The sequence below is a fragment of the Erysipelothrix sp. strain 2 (EsS2-7-Brazil) genome, from assembly GCF_016617655.1.
GTDB classification, from domain to species: Bacteria; Bacillota_I; Bacilli_A; order Erysipelotrichales; family Erysipelotrichaceae; genus Erysipelothrix; species Erysipelothrix piscisicarius.
Window position 1 is genome coordinate 58723 of sequence record NZ_SCFT01000003.1, and the last position, 19452, is coordinate 78174.

Annotated in this window: 22 protein-coding genes; 14 read left to right on the plus strand and 8 right to left on the minus strand. The window is 37.0% G+C overall.

Annotation, left to right across the window (positions count from 1 at the left end):
- Positions 1-47 precede the first annotated feature (47 nt).
- Positions 48-743: a response regulator transcription factor gene (locus EPJ90_RS02140; protein WP_161636998.1), complete on the plus strand. Its 696-nt coding sequence runs from the start codon at positions 48-50 to the stop codon at positions 741-743.
- Entirely contained in the window at positions 733-2043 is a 1311-nt protein-coding gene (locus tag EPJ90_RS02145) for a sensor histidine kinase (RefSeq protein WP_237558295.1), read from the plus strand. The genes EPJ90_RS02140 and EPJ90_RS02145 overlap by 11 nt, the downstream gene beginning before the upstream one ends.
- Before the next feature lie 195 nt (positions 2044-2238).
- On the opposite strand, the gene EPJ90_RS02150 is transcribed toward EPJ90_RS02145, so the two are convergent.
- Positions 2239-3252, minus strand: coding sequence for a YeiH family protein (locus EPJ90_RS02150; RefSeq protein WP_200542521.1), 1014 nt, complete (start codon positions 3250-3252; stop codon positions 2239-2241).
- Positions 3253-3345: 93 nt separating this feature from the next.
- Here EPJ90_RS02150 and EPJ90_RS02155 point away from each other — a divergent pair, with 93 nt between their 5' ends.
- Entirely contained in the window at positions 3346-4209 is an 864-nt protein-coding gene (locus tag EPJ90_RS02155; RefSeq protein ID WP_161637000.1) for a LysR family transcriptional regulator, read from the plus strand.
- A gap of 9 nt (positions 4210-4218) precedes the next feature.
- On the opposite strand, the gene brnQ is transcribed toward EPJ90_RS02155, so the two are convergent.
- Positions 4219-5535, minus strand: a complete 1317-nt coding sequence (gene brnQ, locus EPJ90_RS02160; RefSeq protein ID WP_161637001.1) for a branched-chain amino acid transport system II carrier protein — start codon at positions 5533-5535, stop codon at positions 4219-4221.
- Positions 5536-5645: 110 nt separating this feature from the next.
- Positions 5646-6686 (minus strand): YdcF family protein, encoded by a 1041-nt coding sequence (locus EPJ90_RS02165; protein ID WP_161637002.1) that lies wholly within the window; start codon positions 6684-6686, stop codon positions 5646-5648.
- 95 nt (positions 6687-6781) lie between these two features.
- On the opposite strand from EPJ90_RS02165, the gene EPJ90_RS02170 reads away from it, so the two are divergent.
- The 6 genes from EPJ90_RS02170 (at position 6782) to EPJ90_RS02195 (ending at position 10449) form a co-directional block, all read left to right on the plus strand.
- Complete coding sequence (locus tag EPJ90_RS02170) at positions 6782-7318, plus strand: GNAT family N-acetyltransferase (RefSeq protein ID WP_200542522.1); 537 nt, start codon at positions 6782-6784, stop codon at positions 7316-7318.
- Positions 7318-7749, plus strand: coding sequence for a DUF1801 domain-containing protein (locus EPJ90_RS02175; RefSeq protein ID WP_200542523.1), 432 nt, complete (start codon positions 7318-7320; stop codon positions 7747-7749). The genes EPJ90_RS02170 and EPJ90_RS02175 overlap by 1 nt, the downstream gene beginning before the upstream one ends.
- Positions 7750-7824: 75 nt before the next feature.
- Entirely contained in the window at positions 7825-8199 is a 375-nt protein-coding gene (locus EPJ90_RS02180; protein WP_161637005.1) for a GntR family transcriptional regulator, read from the plus strand.
- 18 nt (positions 8200-8217) lie between these two features.
- The gene (locus EPJ90_RS02185) at positions 8218-8871 is read left to right on the plus strand and encodes a hypothetical protein (protein WP_161637006.1); all 654 of its coding nucleotides are present in this window, start codon (positions 8218-8220) and stop codon (positions 8869-8871) included.
- 10 nt (positions 8872-8881) lie between these two features.
- Positions 8882-9628 carry an ABC transporter ATP-binding protein gene (locus EPJ90_RS02190; RefSeq protein ID WP_200542524.1) on the plus strand — a complete coding sequence of 249 codons (747 nt, stop codon included), beginning with the start codon at positions 8882-8884 and terminating at the stop codon, positions 9626-9628.
- Positions 9625-10449, plus strand: a complete 825-nt coding sequence (locus EPJ90_RS02195; RefSeq protein ID WP_200542525.1) for an ABC transporter ATP-binding protein — start codon at positions 9625-9627, stop codon at positions 10447-10449. The genes EPJ90_RS02190 and EPJ90_RS02195 overlap by 4 nt, the downstream gene beginning before the upstream one ends.
- 444 nt (positions 10450-10893) lie before the next feature.
- On the opposite strand, the gene EPJ90_RS02200 is transcribed toward EPJ90_RS02195, so the two are convergent.
- On the minus strand, positions 10894-11769 hold the full coding sequence (locus tag EPJ90_RS02200) for an RluA family pseudouridine synthase (RefSeq protein ID WP_161637009.1): 876 nt from the start codon (positions 11767-11769) through the stop codon (positions 10894-10896).
- An 896-nt stretch (positions 11770-12665) separates the two neighbouring features.
- Between EPJ90_RS02200 and EPJ90_RS02205 the strand changes: the two genes are divergently transcribed.
- On the plus strand, positions 12666-12866 hold the full coding sequence (locus tag EPJ90_RS02205) for a cold-shock protein (protein ID WP_018580069.1): 201 nt from the start codon (positions 12666-12668) through the stop codon (positions 12864-12866).
- Positions 12867-12971: 105 nt separating this feature from the next.
- On the opposite strand, the gene EPJ90_RS02210 is transcribed toward EPJ90_RS02205, so the two are convergent.
- On the minus strand, positions 12972-13427 hold the full coding sequence (locus EPJ90_RS02210) for a hypothetical protein (protein ID WP_161637010.1): 456 nt from the start codon (positions 13425-13427) through the stop codon (positions 12972-12974).
- 65 nt (positions 13428-13492) lie between these two features.
- On the opposite strand from EPJ90_RS02210, the gene EPJ90_RS02215 reads away from it, so the two are divergent.
- Both EPJ90_RS02215 and EPJ90_RS02220 read left to right on the plus strand, forming a co-directional pair.
- Entirely contained in the window at positions 13493-14269 is a 777-nt protein-coding gene (locus EPJ90_RS02215; RefSeq protein ID WP_161637011.1) for a hypothetical protein, read from the plus strand.
- Positions 14270-14285: 16 nt separating this feature from the next.
- On the plus strand, positions 14286-14696 hold the full coding sequence (locus EPJ90_RS02220) for a GNAT family N-acetyltransferase (protein WP_125164168.1): 411 nt from the start codon (positions 14286-14288) through the stop codon (positions 14694-14696).
- Here the strand turns inward: EPJ90_RS02220 and EPJ90_RS02225 are convergent.
- Entirely contained in the window at positions 14693-15391 is a 699-nt protein-coding gene (locus tag EPJ90_RS02225) for a coenzyme F420-0:L-glutamate ligase (protein ID WP_161637012.1), read from the minus strand. The two genes, EPJ90_RS02220 and EPJ90_RS02225, sit on opposite strands and share 4 nt — an antisense overlap.
- 113 nt (positions 15392-15504) lie before the next feature.
- Between EPJ90_RS02225 and cls the strand changes: the two genes are divergently transcribed.
- Together cls and EPJ90_RS02235 are read left to right on the plus strand one after the other, a co-directional pair.
- The gene (gene cls / locus EPJ90_RS02230) at positions 15505-17031 is read left to right on the plus strand and encodes a cardiolipin synthase (protein WP_123171829.1); all 1527 of its coding nucleotides are present in this window, start codon (positions 15505-15507) and stop codon (positions 17029-17031) included.
- Between the two features lie 7 nt (positions 17032-17038).
- A complete protein-coding gene (locus EPJ90_RS02235) occupies positions 17039-17893 on the plus strand; it encodes a patatin-like phospholipase family protein (RefSeq protein WP_125164171.1) in 855 nt (284 codons plus the stop codon).
- On the opposite strand, the gene EPJ90_RS02240 is transcribed toward EPJ90_RS02235, so the two are convergent.
- Both EPJ90_RS02240 and EPJ90_RS02245 read right to left on the minus strand, forming a co-directional pair.
- Positions 17883-18542: an RluA family pseudouridine synthase gene (locus tag EPJ90_RS02240; RefSeq protein ID WP_244660366.1), complete on the minus strand. Its 660-nt coding sequence runs from the start codon at positions 18540-18542 to the stop codon at positions 17883-17885. The genes EPJ90_RS02235 and EPJ90_RS02240 overlap by 11 nt on opposite strands.
- Positions 18523-19380 (minus strand): class I SAM-dependent methyltransferase, encoded by an 858-nt coding sequence (locus EPJ90_RS02245; protein ID WP_161637014.1) that lies wholly within the window; start codon positions 19378-19380, stop codon positions 18523-18525. Before EPJ90_RS02245 ends, EPJ90_RS02240 begins: the two co-directional genes overlap by 20 nt.
- Positions 19381-19452 lie beyond the last annotated feature (72 nt).

Consider the following 19452-nt stretch of genomic DNA (forward strand, 5'->3'; position numbering starts at 1 on the left):
GTGAGAATCTCTATATTTAAACTTGATTTACTTGAGGAGGATGTATTATGAATCGGATATTGGTGGTTGATGATGATTTTGAAATCAGAGAATTGCTTGAATTACTACTCACAAACGATGGTTTTCACGTGCAGACATATGCGAATGGGTATGACGCGCTGGAGGCTCTTGATGATGGATTTGATTTAGCCATTTTAGATGTAATGATGCCAGAAATTGATGGTATTCAGCTTTGCCGGAAAATTCGGGATGCACATCACATTCCAATTTTATTTCTAACTGCAAAAGAAAGAGAAGAAGATGTAGTCAAAGGATTTTCAGCAGGTGCGGATGACTATGTCATGAAACCCTTCTCGTATCTTGAACTCAGTGTGCGTGTGAAAGCACTGCTTCGACGTTACTGTAATTACGGAAGCAAACCACAAGGGTATGAGTCCGATTTTCTTGAATCAAAGGACTTGCGTTTAAATCGTAGAACCAATGAAGTTTATAAAAAGGGAGCACTGCTCGATCTTACAGAACGTGAGTATCGTATATTACGGCTTCTTTTAGGGAATCCAGGCCGCATTTATACGATGGAACAGCTTTTTGAAATTGTATGGGAGGATACATATTTTTATTCGTGTTCCAATACGGTGATGGTTCATATTCGAAACCTGCGTAAAAAAGTCGAGGATGAACCCAATAAACCCAAAATTGTAAAGAACGTTTGGGGTAAAGGGTATACATACGATGGTCTTTAGGCAAACAAAGAAGCCAACGCATCTTTCGTTTCAAATTTTGGTTTATATCTTTATCGCAACAGTCGTGAGTTCGTGTTTGTATTTTACGATGCAGCGTTTCTCTGAAATCTATATTACCAGTGTCCACCCCAATCGAAACACGATTTTTCAACGGGTCGAATCTTTACAAACGTATATTGATGATAAAAACATTACCGAGCAATCCTTTGATCAACTGAATGATTGGGCTAAGCAATATCCTTATTCACTGTTTTATATCTATAATAATTCAAAACTTTTGTATACCAATGATCTTGAGGTTGAGGTGCGATCCTTTGATACGGTCAATGATGCCTCCTACCCCTTACAAACCTTTGGATTAAAGGTAGATGGGGATTCCCTTCGTGTTGATATCATGAGTCAAGATATTATTGAATTTCTCGATCGTTTTGATCAGGTGAATCGGGTTGTTTCGTTTATCGCATTTATAACGGTTATGTGTATTTTACTGCGAAGCATGACCTTATACATTGAAACGATTACCAACGAACTGAATGCGATTGGCGGTGGGATGCTTGAAACAAAAGTGTCGGAGCAGGGGAATGATGAACTGACTGATTTAGCGCGTGGCATTAATATGATGCGCGAAGCGCTGATTGCGAATACGGAGATGGTTGTGCGTTCACAAGAAGCCTTGAAAGATGCAACCACAACGTTATCGCATGATATACGAACGCCAATGACCATCTTGTTGGGTTATCTTGAGTACCTACAAAATGATCAGTCACTCGATCCTTCGCATCACGATAAGATTCAACGTTGTTATCAAAAAGCGCATCAAGTTAAAGATTTAGCGCAAGCGTTACTTCAATGCTTCACCGATATTGCCAATCAAGAAGATCATTCTTTTCCAATAATTAAAACCTCTTTTCAAGACTTGAAGCAGGACTTTTTAAAACAACTAATGGCTTCCCTTGAGGTACATGGTTTGGATATTGTTGTAGAGGACTGTGTTCAAGACCTGGGATGGTGCTATGTATCCCATATCTTAATGCATCGCATTTTTGATAATATCACCTCAAACATTATTAAATACGCTCAATATGAACACGGGGTTACGGTGAAAATCATGATGAAAGGATCCAAGGTATGGATGATCATTGAGAATGATGTTGCCGTAGAACCACGAAATCAGGAGAGTTATGGTATTGGGTTAAGAAGTTGTGATCGCTTGATGAGTCTACAAGATGGTTCATTGACTTGGAATCGGATTGGAAATCGATTCCAAGTATGCCTTGCATTGACGGTTAAGAATTATTAAGTAAGAAAGAATAGGATTTATTAGTATTCTTTTGTATACTATCAATGTCTTAAAACTGGATGACCGTATACATAATTAATCTCGTTGATTTGATAACGATTGTTATCAATCCATATTCTTTCCACGATCAGTCCTTCAGTTGTAATAAGACACAAAAAAACAGGATTTATATTCCTGTTTTTTTGTGTCGTCTATCTATACAATTCCCATCATAAATTCAACTCCCAATGCAACAACCACAACCAGTAATGAAATAATAAAACCTTGAAGGAACGGATTGAGTCCGGTCTTAATCATAGATTTAAATTTTGTATTTAATCCAATTGAAGCCAGTGCACATACCATTAAAAACTTACTAATTTGTTTCAGTAAATGACTGATGCCAACAGGTATGAGACCCGTACTGTTGAGGATGGCCATGCCAATAAATAATAGAATAAACCATGGGATGATTCGGGTGAATTTAATGGATTCATTTGTGGGTGTTAAACCGTCACGTTTTTTTACGTGAGCATGAATTAACGAGAAGACAATAACGGTTGGAATGATTGCCAGTGTCCGTGTCAACTTAACCATGGTCGCGAAATCACCGGCAGCCTCAGAGAATGCATAGCCAGCGGCCACAACACTTGATGTATCATTCACCGCAGTGCCTGCCCACAAGCCATAAGCCATGTCGGTAAGTCCAAGTGCTTTACCCATAATTGGAAATAAAACAATCATTAGGACATCAAACAAGAAAGTTGCGGACATCGCATAGGCGATATCTTCATCTTCTGCTTCAATAACAGGTGCAATCGCTGCGATTGCGGAACCACCACAAATTCCAGTACCGGCAGAGATTAAATTGGATAACTTCCAATTTAAGCCAAGTTTCTTACCGATAAAGTAACCCCCGCCAAAACATGTAAGGAGGGTAAAGACCATCACAGCTAAAGAAAGTTTTCCTACAGTTAAGATCATGGTGATATTAAGCGATGCACCTAAAAGAATAATTGCGAATTTTAAAACGTGTTTCGATGTGAATTTTAAACCTGTTTTAATCAATGCACTTGGTTCTTTCCATGTATTCACAAGCATTCCAATAAGAAGTGCAATGACGGATGCACCGACAAATTTTACGGGTAATAAGCTTTCAAGGACGACCGCAATCAAAGCGACAATGCATGAAAGCATAAAACCGGGTGTATATTTTTTAATTGAGTTCATAAGACCCCTCTTTCCAAAGAAAGTATAACATGTCCAACCATAACGGTTTATTATTCTGTGTTATAATAGATAAAGAATATTTATGGAGGGCGTATGGATCCAAAGTTAAAAACATTAATGACGGTAATGGATTTGGAAAGTTATACCGAGGCGGCTCAGGCACTTCATTTAACCCAACCCGCAGTATCGCAACATATTAAACGTTTGGAATCGGTGTATCAGTGTAAATTGGTGTTTTTTGAAGGGCGTGTGCTTCATTTTACACAGGCTGCTTATCTTCTGTATGATTTCGCCAAAATTCAAAGTGCTCATCAAGAGGTGTTATTTCAAAAACTTGAACGTATCGAAAATCCAGTATCCATTGGAATGACATTATCAATTGCGGATTATTACTTTCCGACGTCATTACGATCGTATCTGATTGATGAGTGTGTCAATTTCCAAATTAAAGTTGCGAATACGGAGACGCTTTTGGAGGATTTGAAATCGGGTGTTATTGATTGTGCCTTGGTTGAAGGAATGTTTGACCAAGATATCTTTACATCACATATCTTTACAGAGGCACGTTTTATGCCTGTGGTGGCACAAAACCATCCTTTGGCAGGACAAGGGGTGAGCGTGGAAGAATTATTGTACTATCCCGTTATCGTACGCGAGCAAGGTTCAGGGACCCGTTCAATTTTTGAAAATTGGCTGACGGCTCATAATCATCGCTTAACCTCGTTTAAATCAGTCCAAGAGATTGGCAGTTTTCAAACCATAAAAACATTTTTAAAACGATCGGATGCGGTGTCGTTTATGTATACCAAAGTAGCTCATGATGATATTGAAAACAAAACGTTAACGTATCTTGAGTTAGAAGATTTTGAATTAAAACGTCCCTTGCATTTTGTCTATCTAAAACATCACCTTAAACACAATGAGATTGAAGCAATTTACCGACTTACGCAAAAATAAAAGAGGAACTTATATCAGTTCCTCTTTCTTTTGGATGGATTGAAGTTGCAAACTGCAGAAGGCAAGGATGAAAGTGGGAACGACCCATCCCAAGTTGAGTGAATAGAAGGGCAGTGCTCGACAGCATTGTGTAATTACGGGAATTGAAATTTTAATGTGATCAAGCACCGTAATAATACTAAAAATCGTACTTGAGATGATTGCAATACGGTATGTAAGAGCAGAAGGTTTTGAAGACAAACCTAAGAGAATTAAAACGATGGCCGCAGGATAGACACATGCGAGGATGGGCCCACTGATTTTAAGGATTGTTGTTAATCCGATATTTGAAATTGCGAAACTTAGGAAGCAAAGGATTGATACACTACGGCGATAGCTTAAGCGTGGATAACGTTCTGCGAAAAATTCAGAAGAACAGCTGATGAGCCCAACGCATGTTGTAAGGCATGCAAGAAAGAAGAGCATCCCCAATACGAATGGACCGTAGTTTCCAAATAAACGTGTTCCAAGACGGGCAATAACTTCCGCACCATTTTGCGCATGAAGTAATTCACTCGACATTAAATTACCCAAAAAACCAAGCATGCAATAAACAATAAATAAGAGAATACCTGCAATCACACCCGATTGAATGGTTGATTTTCGAACTTGTTGTTCATCTTTCAAACCGTAACTTTTGATTGACATTGTAACCAAAATACCAAGATTTAAAGCACCTAATCCATCGAGTGTTAAGTAGCCATCCACAAAACCACTCGCGAATGCAGACCCTGATGTGAGGTAGGGCTCATGCGATAGAGTGTTACTGGATAAAGTGGTGACGAAAGCCGCACCAAACAATATTAATATAAATAACAAAAGCAACGGTGTTAAGATTTTTCCAACACGATCGCTGAGTGCTTGTGGTTTTATACAAAAACCAAAGCATAGAAGAAAAAATAGGAATGAATAAATCAATAATCCAATTTGAATATGACTTGGGTCCTTAAAGAGGAGGCGAAGTGACGTTTCGAATGGCATAATCCCTGCTCGTGGCACCGATAAGAGTGGACCACTTAAAAGATATAAAATGGTTGGGAAAATTAGTGCAAAGCACGGATGTACTTTGTCTGCGAGATTTAAAAAACCATCTTGTTTGGAAACGGCAACAAGGGCAAGGATTGGTAAGAGTACCGCTGTAATACTAAATGCAAAGATTCCAATCCATTTGTGTGAACCCGCAAGGTAACCAATCATTGTTGGGAAAATAAGATTTCCAGCACCGAAGAACATGGAAAACAACATTAAACTAACAGACAGTAATTGTGATTTTGATAATTTATTCATATGAATACCCCTTAATTTTTAATTTTATTTTTTAATTAAACTTTAATGAACAAATATTGTCAATAATAATCACAAAAAAAAAGAGCCGTTTAAGACTCTTTAAGATTCGATTAGACCAGCGTAGCTCCAAAGATAAGGCAATATGCGACACCATTAATGAATCCATGAAAGCGTCGATGCATCACCATTAAGGCTATAAATTCACGAATCATTGCATTAGGTACAAAGTAACCGGCAGTCTTTGCGCCAATGCCTTGTGCATTTAAACCCACTTGACGCGCATATTGACTGGCTCTAAAAATGTGAAATGTATTGGAACTAAAAAGACATGTATAAGGCTGATGGGGTTTCATGGCATCCATAATCTGTTTTGAAAAAAGCATATTCTCATACGTTGTTGTGGATTTGATTTCCATAAGTGCATGGGACTTAGGGATTCCTTGCGCGAGTGCATAATCCCGCATTGCTTGACCCTCAGGAATCAATTCGTCCACACCTTGTCCCCCACTAAAAATAAGATGCGGTGGTACTTCTTGACGGTGATAATAGGTAAGTGCGACATCAATCCGTGCGGCTAAAAGAGGAGGTACCTCACACCCATTTCGCAACCCACTTCCCAAAACAATGATAAAATCTCGATCTTTATGCGGTTTAAACCGTTGATAAAGATAAGAAGAGGACAAAAAATTAATAAAGACAAAGATAAAATAAAAACATGAAAATGTAATACAAGCTAAAAGAGCCTGCACCCATCGTAACTCTTGTGGAATTGATTTCGATAGCAAGGGAATGATAAAGACAAACAGAATCAAACCAATAGCAGCGAAAAGCGTTAATAAATTCGAAAAACGAATTCCTTCCTTTTGAATTAACTGCTTCGCATTCTTAAAAAGTCCGATGATGAGTACATAATAACCGAAGAGGAAAAATAAAATTCCAATTATGATTAATAACAGGGCAAACCCACGAAGAAAGGGATTTTCATAAGAGAACGAAAGCGCAATGATATCAAGAGCCACAAGGAAAAGTAAAGCATTAAATAAAAAACCATTTAAGATGCGCCCACGATTTTGTTTAAAGGATACAAAGAGAATCGATGCAAAGCCAAGGCACATTAAGGTTAGGATTTTCACGACAGTAAAATCAGCCATATTCGCCCCTCCTTTTTCGCATATTATACCTCAAAACGACCAAAGACAAAACTTCAATGATTTTTAAGGTATAATAGGTTTAAGGAGTGTGACATATGATAGAGATACGTAAATTAAAAAAAGAAGATATGACAATGTTATGGGAATATGCCTTTCAAAAAGAAAGACCATGGATGTCCTTTGATGCTCCGTTTCTTGATGAACATCTTCCGTTGTCTTATGAAGATTTTGAAGCATCACGACTTGAATTATACTTGGATGTGGATTTCCGACAAGGTATATTCAAGGATGGTCGATTAATTGGACTTGTGTCATATTATTGGGAGTCTTATAAGACACGATGGCTTGAATTTGGAATTGTTATCTATGACGAGAATGAGTGGGGTCACGGTCTTGGTAGCTCGTGTGCCATGTTTTGGATGGACCAGCTGTTTACAGCCTTTCCAGATATACAACGTCTTGGATTTTCAACATGGTCTGGTAATAAAGCCATGATGGGAGTTGGTGAAAATATTGGAATGACTTTGGAAGGTAGAATTCGAAGCGTTCGCTATTACCAAGGTAAGTATTATGATGCATTGAAATATGGTATGCTACGCGAAGAGTGGGACGTTAAAAGGAGAATGTTTTAATGGACATTCAAGCGTATATCAATCAAGGGGAAGGTGCCTTTAAAAAGCAATACATTTTATTGTTTGATGCCATCAAATCCTCCATCCCTAAAGGATTTGAACTGGTTATGCAATACAATATGCCATCATTTGTTGTTCCGTTATCGTTATATCCAAAAGGATATCGTGGCGATCCTAATGTCCCATTACCCTTTATCAGTTTGGGATATCAAAAACATCATATTGGTCTTTATCATATGGGTATCTATGCACAACCAGAAATCTTAAAGTGGTTTGAAACTTCCTATGAACAAACGGTCTCAACTAAACTAAACATGGGTAAGTCATGCATTCGATTCACAAAGACAACAGAAATTCCAATCCAACTCATTCAAAATCTCGCATCCAAGATAACACCAGAAGCATGGATTGAAATATACGAAAACAGCTAAGCGGCTGTTTTTATTTTTTCAGATTGACAAAAAATCAAGGACTGTATATAGTGTATATATACAGAAAGGATTCCTATGAACATCTATATCAAAACAGAATATGATTTACCGATCTATGAACAGATTGTTGTTCAGATTAAACAAGAAATTGGAAACGGCACGCTTAAGGCCCATGAAGCTATGCCCTCGATCCGATTTCTAGCAAAAGAGCTTCAGGTGAGTGTTATAACGACTAAAAGAGCTTATGAAGAACTTGAGAAAGCAGGATATCTTTATACCATACCAAGCAAGGGATCGTATGTATCTGAATTGGGAAAAGATAAACTTTATAAGGACTCGGTAAATTCGATTCAGACACATTTCGATTCAATCTTAAACATTGCGAAAAATGCTGATATTTCCAAGCAGGATTTAATTAACATTTTAGAGGAAGCATACGAAAAACAATAGAAATGGGAGAGAAAAATTATGATAAACGCAATCAAACGACAGTACGCTCTATTTAAATCATTTTACACATACAAAACATTTTTAGTATTAATGCTTTGTATGTGTGTCTATGCACTTGTATTTCAAGAATATCGCATCAACCCAGGTATCTGGACTATTATCTTATTTACTCAACCAAACTGGAAAAGTTACGTATCGCTGCGATATCACTCTAAGAAAACTTTCTTTGTCGATATGCTCGGTGTTAGTTTGATTACATTAATATTTAATGCAGTCATTGTCGGGATTTTCTATTTTGGACTTCGTAGTATCTTTGGAACGGAAATCTTAATATCAGGAAAAAATATGATTTATTTCCAACAAGAAGGGCTCAATAGAGTTCAGATTTCAAAAGATGTTTTTTGGAATGAAATAAATATGAATATGACCGTTTTGTTGATTGTAGGAACCTTACAGGTATTTAGTCTAACGCGAATCTATAAAATTCATATTGATCGTCCTAAAGAAATAGGGACAGTTGCCGTGAAAACTATCATTGCCATTGTGTTGGTTGGCGGCATTGTAAGTCTGCCAATCACTTTATTTTATAAAATAATTATCGGCAGTCTTGCGTTTCTTGTGCTCATCTACCAAAACTATAAATATTCAGTTAGTCATTTAGACTTAATCTAGAGGAGGAACTATGTCAGACTACTTAACCGCCGACCATTTTGGGCGTAAAATTGAAGGGTCGTTTGAAATTGAACCCATTTCTTTTGAAATGATGCCTGGAACCATCTGTGGTGTGATTGGAGAAAATGGGGCAGGGAAAACAACTCTCATGAAAATGATGATGCAACTGTATCAGCATACATCAGGATCCATAAAACTAGGTTCAAATTTAAATATAAATGCATTAACGGCCTATATACCCGATGTCATTCCCTATCCATTACATATGACACTTCAAGAAATTGTCACTTTAGAATCCTTATTAATACCAACATGGAATCAGACGGTATTTGATAAATATCGCATTCAATTTAATTTAAAATTAATGATGCCTTTAAATAAATTAAGTCTGGGTGAGAAACAACGACTGATGTTTGCGATTGCCCTTGCCAGTGAGGCGAACCTCTATATTCTGGATGAACCAACTGAAGGCATCGATCCTTTTGAACGTGATGAATTCATCAGGTTATTGCATGGAAACATCTACAAGCACGAAGCAATCGCATTGATATCAACGCATAATGTGAAAGGAGTCGAAAACCTACTGGACTATATCTTGTATATGGAAAAAGGAAACAGTGTTCTTTTCACCGACATTGAACAGTTTCCTGAGGAAGCACGAAAATGTTTATTAGAACGTCAACTTGATACACGTTTATTTGATAAAAATCCGAGTTTAACGCAATTTATTCAAATGATGCAGGGATGCAGCGCATGATTCATATAAACAACTTAAAAATTAAACGAAATGCTTTTACACTCGATATTCCAAAACTGGACTTAGATTCTGGAAAGTTAATTTTGGTCGTTGGAGCAAATGGCAATGGTAAATCAACATTACTGAAACTTCTTAGCGGAGGACTGCAATCTGATTTAGGAACGGTAAAGATTGATAACAAAACGGCTCAAGATTATGCGTTAACTGAAGGGGTTTGTTATATCCCTTCTCAATTTCCATTTAAAACCTCTATTCGATTATCTGATCTAGGAGGGTTTGGAGAAGCACTCATTCCTAACTGGGATATTAGGTTATTTATGAATCAAGTTAAAGCGATGGGATTTACAAATTTAGATCGTGTTGATGAAATATCTCAAGGACAGCAACAACAAATTCTGTATCATTTCATGATGCAGAAGCAGAGCAATCTCCATCTTTTGGATGAACCAACCCTCGGACTTGATGCACGCCATCTACAAATACTACGAGATGATATCCAAACAAAACTGCTCAACGAAGATCACACTGTAATCCTCGCAACAAATGCCCCTGAGCATTTTGAAGCGATTGCAGATGAAATCGTTTTAATGTCTAATGGGCGATGCATCGCTGCGGAAACCATCGAAAATCTGAAAGATCGCTATCAGGGAATGACTCAAGAGGCATGGAATAAAATACAAAGAGATGATGCAGTGATTGGTATCTCAAATTCAGGCTTGCGAATAATTGATAGCAAACTTTATTACGATGAAAGGATGCAACGTTTGGCACTTGTTCCAATATTAAAAGCGTTGGTCGATCAACATGAAAACATATCTTAAAGATTCTTTTTTTAGAGAACGTCTTTTAGTAGGCATCGCCATACTTATCTGTGACTTACTCATATTTGTATCGATTCGAAATGAAATGGCTCCCAATTCATTCGATATGCTTAGCAGTATCTGGATAGTTGGAAGTTGTGTGATGATAGGGGTGTCGATAAATAGTGCAACTAAGACATTTAAGGATGAAAACCACCTCGTACAACTAAAATCGCTGGGTTTTACCTCAAATGAAGTGAAACATTCCTTTGAGCATTTAATTATTATCAGTGTCCTTCAACTTAGTATAATGCGCATTATTGTGATGGTATTTACTAGCACTTTTTCAATCAAACATTTGTTAATTCTAATGCTTGCGTCACTGAGTTACACTGTGATCTTGAAAGGGTCGATCCGTATAAAAAAATAAAAAAGCCCCACGCTTAATAAGTGGGGCTCTTTCTTTTAGATTGATGATTCTTGTGTAGGTGTGATTTTGGATAATTTTTTAAATTTTGGTGGTAATGGTGATACAAAAGTCATCAATTTCTTTGTTTTAGGATTCATAACTTGCAAACGATAAGCATGCAATCCAAGACGTTTTAAGGGATTCGTTTTCGCATCATATTTTTTATCACCAATAATGGGGTGGCCAATATCATTCATATGAACACGAATTTGGTTTTTACGTCCAGTATCAATTTGAATCTTTAAAATAGTATTGTTTTCAGTGCGTTTAATCACTGCATAATTTGTGATTGCTTCTTGACCGGATGTTGTGGAGTACATGTGTGTTGTCTTATTTTGTCTTAAAAAGGAGCGGATGACATCATTATCTTTCGGAACGACCCCCTCAACGATTGCGACATACAAACGTTCTTTAACCAGTTCAGACCACTTATCTTGGTATAGACGTTTAACGTATTCGCTCTTCGCAAACATTAGAACACCGGATGTATCTTGATCCAGACGGTGAACAACAAAAATACGATTTTTTGAATCTTGTTTTTTGACGTAGTCACTTGCGAGACGGTATGCAGTTAATTCTTCTTCTTTACGCGTCGAAACAGTTAAGAGTTTATAAGGTTTATCAACCACTAATATATCCTTATCCTCATAAAGGATTTGTAAAGGTGTATCACGTTGCTGGTTATGACTCACGATTGTGATTGTTTGACCTGCTGTGATGGCATCATCAAATTGTGTTGTAACTTCATTATCAATTGAAATACACTCGTGTTTTAAGAGTGACTTAATCTTTGAGCGGCTATACGGTAAGTCTTGGCTCAAAAGATAATTCAAAAGTTCATCATTATGTTTTACTTTTAAAATATGTTTCATATATATTCCTCATTTCGTACTCTATTATGACAGAAAATCTTAATGAAAGATACACGTACTCTTTCATAACATGATGATATGAAGTAAAACGTGCGTGATTTTGGGAATGCAGGATACGTTTCGATAAGTTGGCTCTCGAAGTGAAAGATCAAAGCAAGCAGCTGTGCACACCCTCTTAGTGTGAATTTTAAAATGAAACTTTTGTGAGAGGCGATCTAAAAACAAGGGGGTTATAACTGAATTACTCAAAGGTTTTGCATTAATAAACCTTTGGGTTCGGGAATAATAGTTTTCATTTTTTATCATTTATGAGGATATTCTTAACATTAAAGACCCGATGAATAACATTAAACATTAAAAACTATTACAAAAACCTTTAAAAACGTGATGCAAATCCAATTTGTCCTGTACGCAAATGAATCGCAAACATACACGATTGTGAAAACGAACAAAAATCCAATCAAGAGTGCATATTATGAAGGTTTAATAATTACTATGGAATTGATGCCGTAGAAGTCTAAACTGTTTAATTCTCAGGAATGCATAATAGAGATTATGAATCGCCATGTGTTCGTTTTATCATGATGGACACATATTTTGAACATGATCATTTTCGATAGAATAAATCAATAGTAATCATTGAATTGATATCATCAATCTTAAAGCGTTATTTGTTGAGTTTTTAGGTCAAAATGTAAACGCTTAATATTTATGGGTTTGTGGTACGATAATTCATTGACAAGGTGTTTTAGAAGTGATAATATCAAGTTGTAATAAGAATGTTTATGATTAGTATTGTATATTAAATCGTAATAAACTCAATGTGTTTTGAAGAACTGGTATATTAGTTTGCGAATTACGCTTGAGTACATCTTATTCTGATAGGAGGTACTAGCATGAGTACAGGTAAAGTGAAATTCTTTAACGCTGAAAAGGGTTACGGATTCATTACTATCGAGGGTGGGCAAGATATCTTTGTTCATTACTCAGCAATCGTTGCTGATGGATACAAAACTTTAGAAGAAGGACAAGAAGTTAGCTTCGAAGTTGTTGAAGGTCCACGCGGCGAACAAGCAGCAAACGTTAGAGCTATCTAATTAGTGAGCTAAAATAAAACAGTGGATTTATCCACTGTTTTTTCTTTGTTTCAATCAAGAGCACGTTAATCACATTATTCAAAATGTATGATTCAGCGTGCTCTTTTACGATTTATTATAAACACTTTGTTCGATCTTATCGCCTAAAAATCCTATCAACGGCAATTTGCAATATTGATACTTACCCGCTTTGGCGATGCCGAATATATGATATAAGCTATAGATCAGTCCTAATGCAATATTAATAATGGTGAAAACTAAGACTGCAGTGGGGCCGACTAAGATAATCCAACCAAATACGGATAAGAAGATGGTCTGAATCAGCCCGATAATTAAATTGATCATAAAGATTGCGATGTTTAGAATAACAATCTGGCTTGCGTGATTACGAAGATAATTGCTATGCTTTTCTAGAAACAGGACGAGAAACGCAAAGATTAATGGAAAAACGCTTAAATCACGATTGCCGATTGCGGCAGCAAAGCTAAAAGCCCATAAAATTATTGCGATAATATTGACGTTAATATCCATAAAACTGGCATTTTCATTACGATGATTCATATGGTATTCCTCCTTTGTTTATAATATAATGAATAAAGGTAAAAGTAAACGTGGAGGTAGTTTTTATGGACGGAGCAATACATGTAAGTGGTTTGCAAATCGCAATGATGATTGTGAGTTTTGTGTTTATTATCGCAATGATGGTTGTATTACTAGGACGTTATCGTCGTGATAAGGATTTAAGTCGTACTCTAATCTGGGGACTTGTAATCTTTATGGGTACCAATGTGTTTGTAACGGGTTTTGGATTAATTCTAAATAAATCAGGATGGTTCATGGCGTTACACCCCTTAATACAAATGTTGATTTATTCATTAGATTTAGTTATTGGTTACACACTTATTTCTGCGATTGTTATGCATTTTTTTGTTAAAAAAAGTCATAGCGATCGAACACCAATTATAATGGCTCTTGGATTTATGCTTATGCATTTTTTTCAAACGGCCATGAGCTTAGCGAATTTTGCGGTTATGTCGGTTGCGATAAATAAAGGTGATACCGCAAAATTTATCGGAGAGAATGTAAATGCGGAAGCTGTGCAAAATACAATCGATTCGATTATTGCTATGAAACCAATGAATTATCTCGATCTAATTGTTTCAATTTATGGTGATTTTATCGTTTATACTGTAGTCTTAATCATTCTCTATCGTCTATTCACTGCTCGTGATAAAAAAATGGTGTTTGGCTTCTATTCGATAGCAATATTACTATTCTATCGACTTCTAATTGGAATTTCCAAGTATTACATAAGTAGTGTTGTCATTGTAATTTTAATTAATCTTGTTGCAATGAGCGCAATTGGTTATCTAGGCTATAAATTCTATAAAAAAGATTTTTAATTCGAGGTGAATCATAATGGAACTAAAATTGATCGATATTTCAGATGAATTTGATGATAACGGTGTTGAAACACTTTTATTTGATATTTATGTAGGTGAAATTGATCGTTATGTTGGACGGTGCGAGTATCGTAATGAGCACGGGCGAGATCTTTGGTATTATGGAAATATTGGTTATATTATCTATCCACCTTATCGAGGGCACAATTTTGCTTATCATGCGTGTGTTGCGCTTTTTGAAATTGTGAAATCGGTAAAAGCAGGCTTACCAGAATTAATTATTACTTGTAATCCTGATAATATTGCATCAAAAAAGACGATTCTCAAGTTAGGTGGCAACTATCACTCAACCATTGATATTATGGCTGATCATGATTTGTTTAAACTTGGTGAAACGTCTAAAGAAATATATACGATTAAACTTTAAATTTTACGGATAATTCCTAATGGTGTTGATTGTGCTTTTTGACCAAGGGGGTTATCCTTTAATATTTTAACCATTAATTGATTATCAATTGAGGAAGAACTTGATCCAAGTATATTTCCACCTAAATCATTAATATCAGTTACGATGACTTCAATATCCTTATCAAATGCAGCTTTAATTGCTTTTGCAACTTCGTTTGGACGTTCGGGTCCCAGTACCACATATTCGTTATAAGGTGGAATTGTATGGGAAGTTGGTCCATCGATCGCACGTGCCTTTGAACCTGCTACACGGTAGAAATCACCTTTGCGTCCAAATGGTTTCGTAACTGCAGCAACACCTGCTGCGAGGATAATGCGTGGTGTTCCACATTCACGAAGCGCCATTTCCATGGTTTCAGGCATTCCTAAGCCAATTCCATGAGGGGTTTTCGTTACGTATTTTGATAATGTGAATGCGAGTTTACGTGGCTTCACATCTTTAATTGGATATGCACGTCCCTGCGTGATTGCTACGATTTTCTCAGTAACAAATAAAATATCTCCATCGTGTAATGAAGCATCCGCAAATTCTTTGATAACTTCAATTAAATTATCATCTCGCATGATTAATTTTGTTTTTAAAGGTAAACGTTGGTAACGTTTGCCATCGACAATTACTTCAAGTTCTTTATTGTCATTTGGTTTGATTGTCATGATTATCAACCTCTCTATCCTTAATATCATAACTTTTGCATTAGGCTTAATCAAGTAGAAACTTGATTATTGAATTTAGTTTAAAGTATAATTTACATATAGAAAGAGGACTTATGAAAACATTACTACGTTTATTAACGAATAAGATTTTTATGGTTGGACTTATTGTGATTGCGGAGTTTGCGATTGTGGTTGCATTAATTTGGAATTTATCGCTTAATTACGCGTTTATGCACGCTTTTTTTGTGTTTTTATCAGTCCTTCTAATTATCTACATTACAAACCGTAATGACGATCCCTATTATCGTTTGGCGTGGACCATTATTATTCTTGTAATTCCTCCGATTGGTGCTGTGTGTTATCTTATTTTTGGAGGGAAAAAGGTTCCGAAAAAGTTGCGTGAACGAATTAGTGATACCTACTCTAAAGACGCTTTTTTACAGGATGAGTCATTTGGTATTTTGGAAGAATCAATTGAGGCAACCCCGCGTTGGGCGCGTCTTGTGAAGTATTTAATGGCAAGTTCTCATTATCCAATTTATAAAAATACAGAAGCAACATATCTTGCAAGTGGTGAAGAAAAATTCTTGCATATGAAAGAAGAAATTCGCAAGGCAGAGAAGTTTGTTTTTTTAGAATACTTTATCATTAAAGAAGGTTTAATGTGGCAAGAATTGCTTGTTATTCTTCGAAAAAAAGTTGAAGAGGGTGTGGATGTTCGGTTGATGTATGATGACTGGGGTTGTGCACTCTTTCGTGATTTAAAGAAGCAATGTGAAGAGGCAGGAATTGTTTGCGTGGAATTTAATCCATTAGTAGCGCGTTTAGCAATCCAAATGAACAATCGTGATCACCGCAAAATTTGTGTTGTGGACGGTCGTGTTGGGTTTATTGGTGGAATCAATCTTGCGGATGAATATATTAATATCGGAAGTAAATTTGGTCATTGGAAAGATACTGCAGTCATGATCGAAGGGGATGCAGTGCATTCACTTACCTTGATGTTTCTACAGTTTTTCCGTTATTATACGGGAGAGATTGAAAATCCGAATGATTATAAATATGACTTTGGTGATTTAGAAAATGCACAAGGATATGTTATGCCTTTTGCGGATGCACCTACTGATAATTATGATTTGGGATTGGATGCTCATTTATCCATGATTAACAACGCGCGTGATTACATCTATATCCAAACTCCATACTTAATTGTGGGACATGAAGTTATTCAGGCTTTAGAGCTGGCTGCACGCAGTGGCGTGGATGTCCGAATCATTGTTCCCCATATTCCAGATAAGAAAATTGTAAATCATGTGACGAAATCCAATTATCAAATCTTGATTGAAAGTGGTGTGCGTATTTACGAATACGAACCAGGGTTTGTGCATTCAAAAACATTTGTAGCAGATGATCAAATCGCGCTTGTAGGAACGACAAACATGGATTTTAGAAGTTATTATTTGCACTTTGAGTGCAGTATTCTCTTCATCAATAACAACATCGTTGGTGATTGTTATGATGATGTAATGCATACGATTACAGAGAATGCGATTGAGATTACGTTAGAGGACTGTCTTTCAGTTCCATATCCCGTAAGACTCTTTCGATCAATCGCCCGTATTTTTAGCGGCTTAATGTGAGGTTAAAATGGAAAAAATTGGTTTAGTTTTAGAAGGCGGTGGAATGCGTGGAGCCTACACGGCAGGCGTATTACATTGGTTATTACAAGAAAAAATAGAATTTGATTATATCGTTGGGATTTCATCGGGAGCGTTGTATGGTGGTATGTTTGCTTTAGGTAAAGCAGATACCTTGGAGAAAGCAGCGATTGATGTTGCGGCTGATAAACGCAATGTAGGAATTCGTCCGGTTTTGGCGGAAAAAACAATTGTAGGTTATGATTTCCTTTACAATACAGTGACTCAAGATTTGGATTATCCAATTGCTGAAATCAATAAAATCCCGGGAAATATTGATATCGGAGTTTATGATATTGCAGGTGAAAAAACGATTTGGATTGATAAAGAACAATTGGCGAAAGAACCTCTATTTATTAAAGCTGCATGTACTCTGCCGGTGGCAGGGCGTGCGGTATGGATTAACGGTCGTAAATATATGGATGGTGGGATTACTACGATGATTCCAGTTCAAAAAAGTATTGATGAAGGCTGTACACGTCATATTGTTGTGACCACAAAGTCGGCAGATTACGTTCGTAAAGATCAAGGGTTTGCACAGAAGATGCTTTTACGAAGTGTATACCGTAAGTATCCGAAACTTGTGCATGATTTTGAAAGTCGTCGTGATGTTTATTATGAAGAACGTGCGTTGATAAACAAACTTGTGGACGAGAAAAAAGCAACCTACATTTATCCAACTCAAGAAGTTGGGGTCGGTCGCTTTAAGGGAACTGAAGAACAGTTTGAAGCCCTGTTTAAGATGGCTCATGATGATTGCGAATTACGTCGTGACGAAATTATGGCAATGGTTTCTAGAGATTAAATGGGAATTCTGAGGGCGTGTGACTTGTAAAGGTCATACGCTCTTTTGTTATGGGATGATCAAAACTGAGTTCGGTCGCCCATAACGCAATTTGTTGCCCTGGTTTTGCCTGTTTATTGTAACGTGCATCGCCCCACAATGCATGCGAACGTGACGCAAATTGCACACGGATTTGGTGAGATCTTCCTGTAACGAGCTTAATCTTAACTGTTGACAGATTTTCGGTTGGGTGATAGTAGGCTTCGATGACATGAAGCTCCGCATATTTGCCATCCGGATGGTTTTTATCGACCACATACGAAGTGTTTGTCTTGCGATTTTTAACTAGAGTATCTCGGAACGTTGTAGGTTCAACATAGCCTGTACAAATAGCGGTATACGTTTTATCTAATGTACGTGTTCGAACTTGAACGCTGAGTCGTCCTGCTGCTTTTGATGTTTTTGCGAAGACCATGATGCCACCAACTGGGCGGTCAAGGCGATGGACAAGCCCCACATAAACATTTCCGGGTTTATCATATTTCACTTTAATATAGTTTTTGACTTCTGTAAGGAGGTCAAGGTCATTACTTTCATCACCTTGTGAGGGTTGATTCGGTTTTTTCTCCACGACAATAACGTGGTTATCTTCATAAAAGATTTTCATCATAACACCACCTTGTTGTGACGCCACAGGGTAACATTGTATCCATGGATGTGATAGGTAGTCCTATCGCTTCGCTGTGTGTGTTTATCGGAAGTTTTTGATTGCGCAGCGCATCATTTAACGCGTGACGAACTTTTTTAGGTGTAAGATTTGTCGTATAAGTATTTAAGACGACAAAAAGTGCATTGGGATCTAAAAGTTCCATAGAAGCGTTAAGAAGCGGTTGCAGTTGATCTTCAATTTTCCAACGCTCTCCTTTAGGCCCCCGTCCAAAACTTGGCGGATCCATGATGATACCATGATAGGTCCGTCCGCGACGTTTTTCACGTTCAATAAATTTCATAGCATCTTCAACGATTGTTCGAATTTTTTTGTCATTTAAATCATTCAGTTCGATGTTTTCCCGTGTCCAAGCAATCATTCCTTTAAGTGCATCAATATGAACAACCTCTTCAACATTTTCTTTGGCACAAGCGATGGTCGCACCGCCGGTATATCCAAATAAATTAAGAATGCGAACTGGCTCATTGTGGGATTGGATAACAGAACGCATCCAATCCCAGTTAACAGCTTGTTCAGGGAAAATTCCGGTATGTTTAAAAGATGTTGGGCGAACTTTAAAGTTTAAATCTTTATATTTGATAATCCAACTTTCGGGAAGGGTTCGATTAAAATGCCATCCCTCCTTAAAAAAAGCATCAATCGGCATGCCCGGGGTTGTGGGTTTCCAAGTCGCAACAGGATCAGGACGTCGCACAATAATATCATGATAGCGTTCTGTTTTTAATCCATTTCCTGCGTCGAGGACTTCAAAATCTGTCCATTCAGTAGGGACTCTCATACGTTTACCTCAGTTTCTAAATATATTCCTTCATATTATAGGTTAGAAAGGTGTTTGAGCGCAAACATTTAC

Excerpts from the sequence above, each read along its gene's own strand:
- EPJ90_RS02215 (WP_161637011.1), top strand. The coding sequence starts at position 13,493 with ATGGACGGAGCAATACATGTAAGTGGTTTGCAAATCGCAATGATGATT.
- cls (WP_123171829.1), top strand. The coding sequence starts at position 15,505 with ATGAAAACATTACTACGTTTATTAACGAATAAGATTTTTATGGTTGGA.
- EPJ90_RS02225 (WP_161637012.1), bottom strand. The coding sequence starts at position 15,391 with ATGACAATCAAACCAAATGACAATAAAGAACTTGAAGTAATTGTCGAT.
- EPJ90_RS02170 (WP_200542522.1), top strand. The coding sequence starts at position 6,782 with ATGATAGAGATACGTAAATTAAAAAAAGAAGATATGACAATGTTATGG.
- EPJ90_RS02140 (WP_161636998.1), top strand. The coding sequence starts at position 48 with ATGAATCGGATATTGGTGGTTGATGATGATTTTGAAATCAGAGAATTG.
- EPJ90_RS02205 (WP_018580069.1), top strand. The coding sequence starts at position 12,666 with ATGAGTACAGGTAAAGTGAAATTCTTTAACGCTGAAAAGGGTTACGGA.
- EPJ90_RS02200 (WP_161637009.1), bottom strand. The coding sequence starts at position 11,769 with ATGAAACATATTTTAAAAGTAAAACATAATGATGAACTTTTGAATTAT.
- EPJ90_RS02185 (WP_161637006.1), top strand. The coding sequence starts at position 8,218 with ATGATAAACGCAATCAAACGACAGTACGCTCTATTTAAATCATTTTAC.
- EPJ90_RS02190 (WP_200542524.1), top strand. The coding sequence starts at position 8,882 with ATGTCAGACTACTTAACCGCCGACCATTTTGGGCGTAAAATTGAAGGG.
- EPJ90_RS02175 (WP_200542523.1), top strand. The coding sequence starts at position 7,318 with ATGGACATTCAAGCGTATATCAATCAAGGGGAAGGTGCCTTTAAAAAG.
- EPJ90_RS02220 (WP_125164168.1), top strand. The coding sequence starts at position 14,286 with ATGGAACTAAAATTGATCGATATTTCAGATGAATTTGATGATAACGGT.
- EPJ90_RS02145 (WP_237558295.1), top strand. The coding sequence starts at position 733 with ATGGTCTTTAGGCAAACAAAGAAGCCAACGCATCTTTCGTTTCAAATT.
- EPJ90_RS02195 (WP_200542525.1), top strand. The coding sequence starts at position 9,625 with ATGATTCATATAAACAACTTAAAAATTAAACGAAATGCTTTTACACTC.
- EPJ90_RS02165 (WP_161637002.1), bottom strand. The coding sequence starts at position 6,686 with ATGGCTGATTTTACTGTCGTGAAAATCCTAACCTTAATGTGCCTTGGC.
- brnQ (WP_161637001.1), bottom strand. The coding sequence starts at position 5,535 with ATGAATAAATTATCAAAATCACAATTACTGTCTGTTAGTTTAATGTTG.
- EPJ90_RS02235 (WP_125164171.1), top strand. The coding sequence starts at position 17,039 with ATGGAAAAAATTGGTTTAGTTTTAGAAGGCGGTGGAATGCGTGGAGCC.
- EPJ90_RS02210 (WP_161637010.1), bottom strand. The coding sequence starts at position 13,427 with ATGAATCATCGTAATGAAAATGCCAGTTTTATGGATATTAACGTCAAT.
- EPJ90_RS02240 (WP_244660366.1), bottom strand. The coding sequence starts at position 18,542 with ATGATGAAAATCTTTTATGAAGATAACCACGTTATTGTCGTGGAGAAA.
- EPJ90_RS02245 (WP_161637014.1), bottom strand. The coding sequence starts at position 19,380 with ATGAGAGTCCCTACTGAATGGACAGATTTTGAAGTCCTCGACGCAGGA.
- EPJ90_RS02180 (WP_161637005.1), top strand. The coding sequence starts at position 7,825 with ATGAACATCTATATCAAAACAGAATATGATTTACCGATCTATGAACAG.
- EPJ90_RS02155 (WP_161637000.1), top strand. The coding sequence starts at position 3,346 with ATGGATCCAAAGTTAAAAACATTAATGACGGTAATGGATTTGGAAAGT.
- EPJ90_RS02150 (WP_200542521.1), bottom strand. The coding sequence starts at position 3,252 with ATGAACTCAATTAAAAAATATACACCCGGTTTTATGCTTTCATGCATT.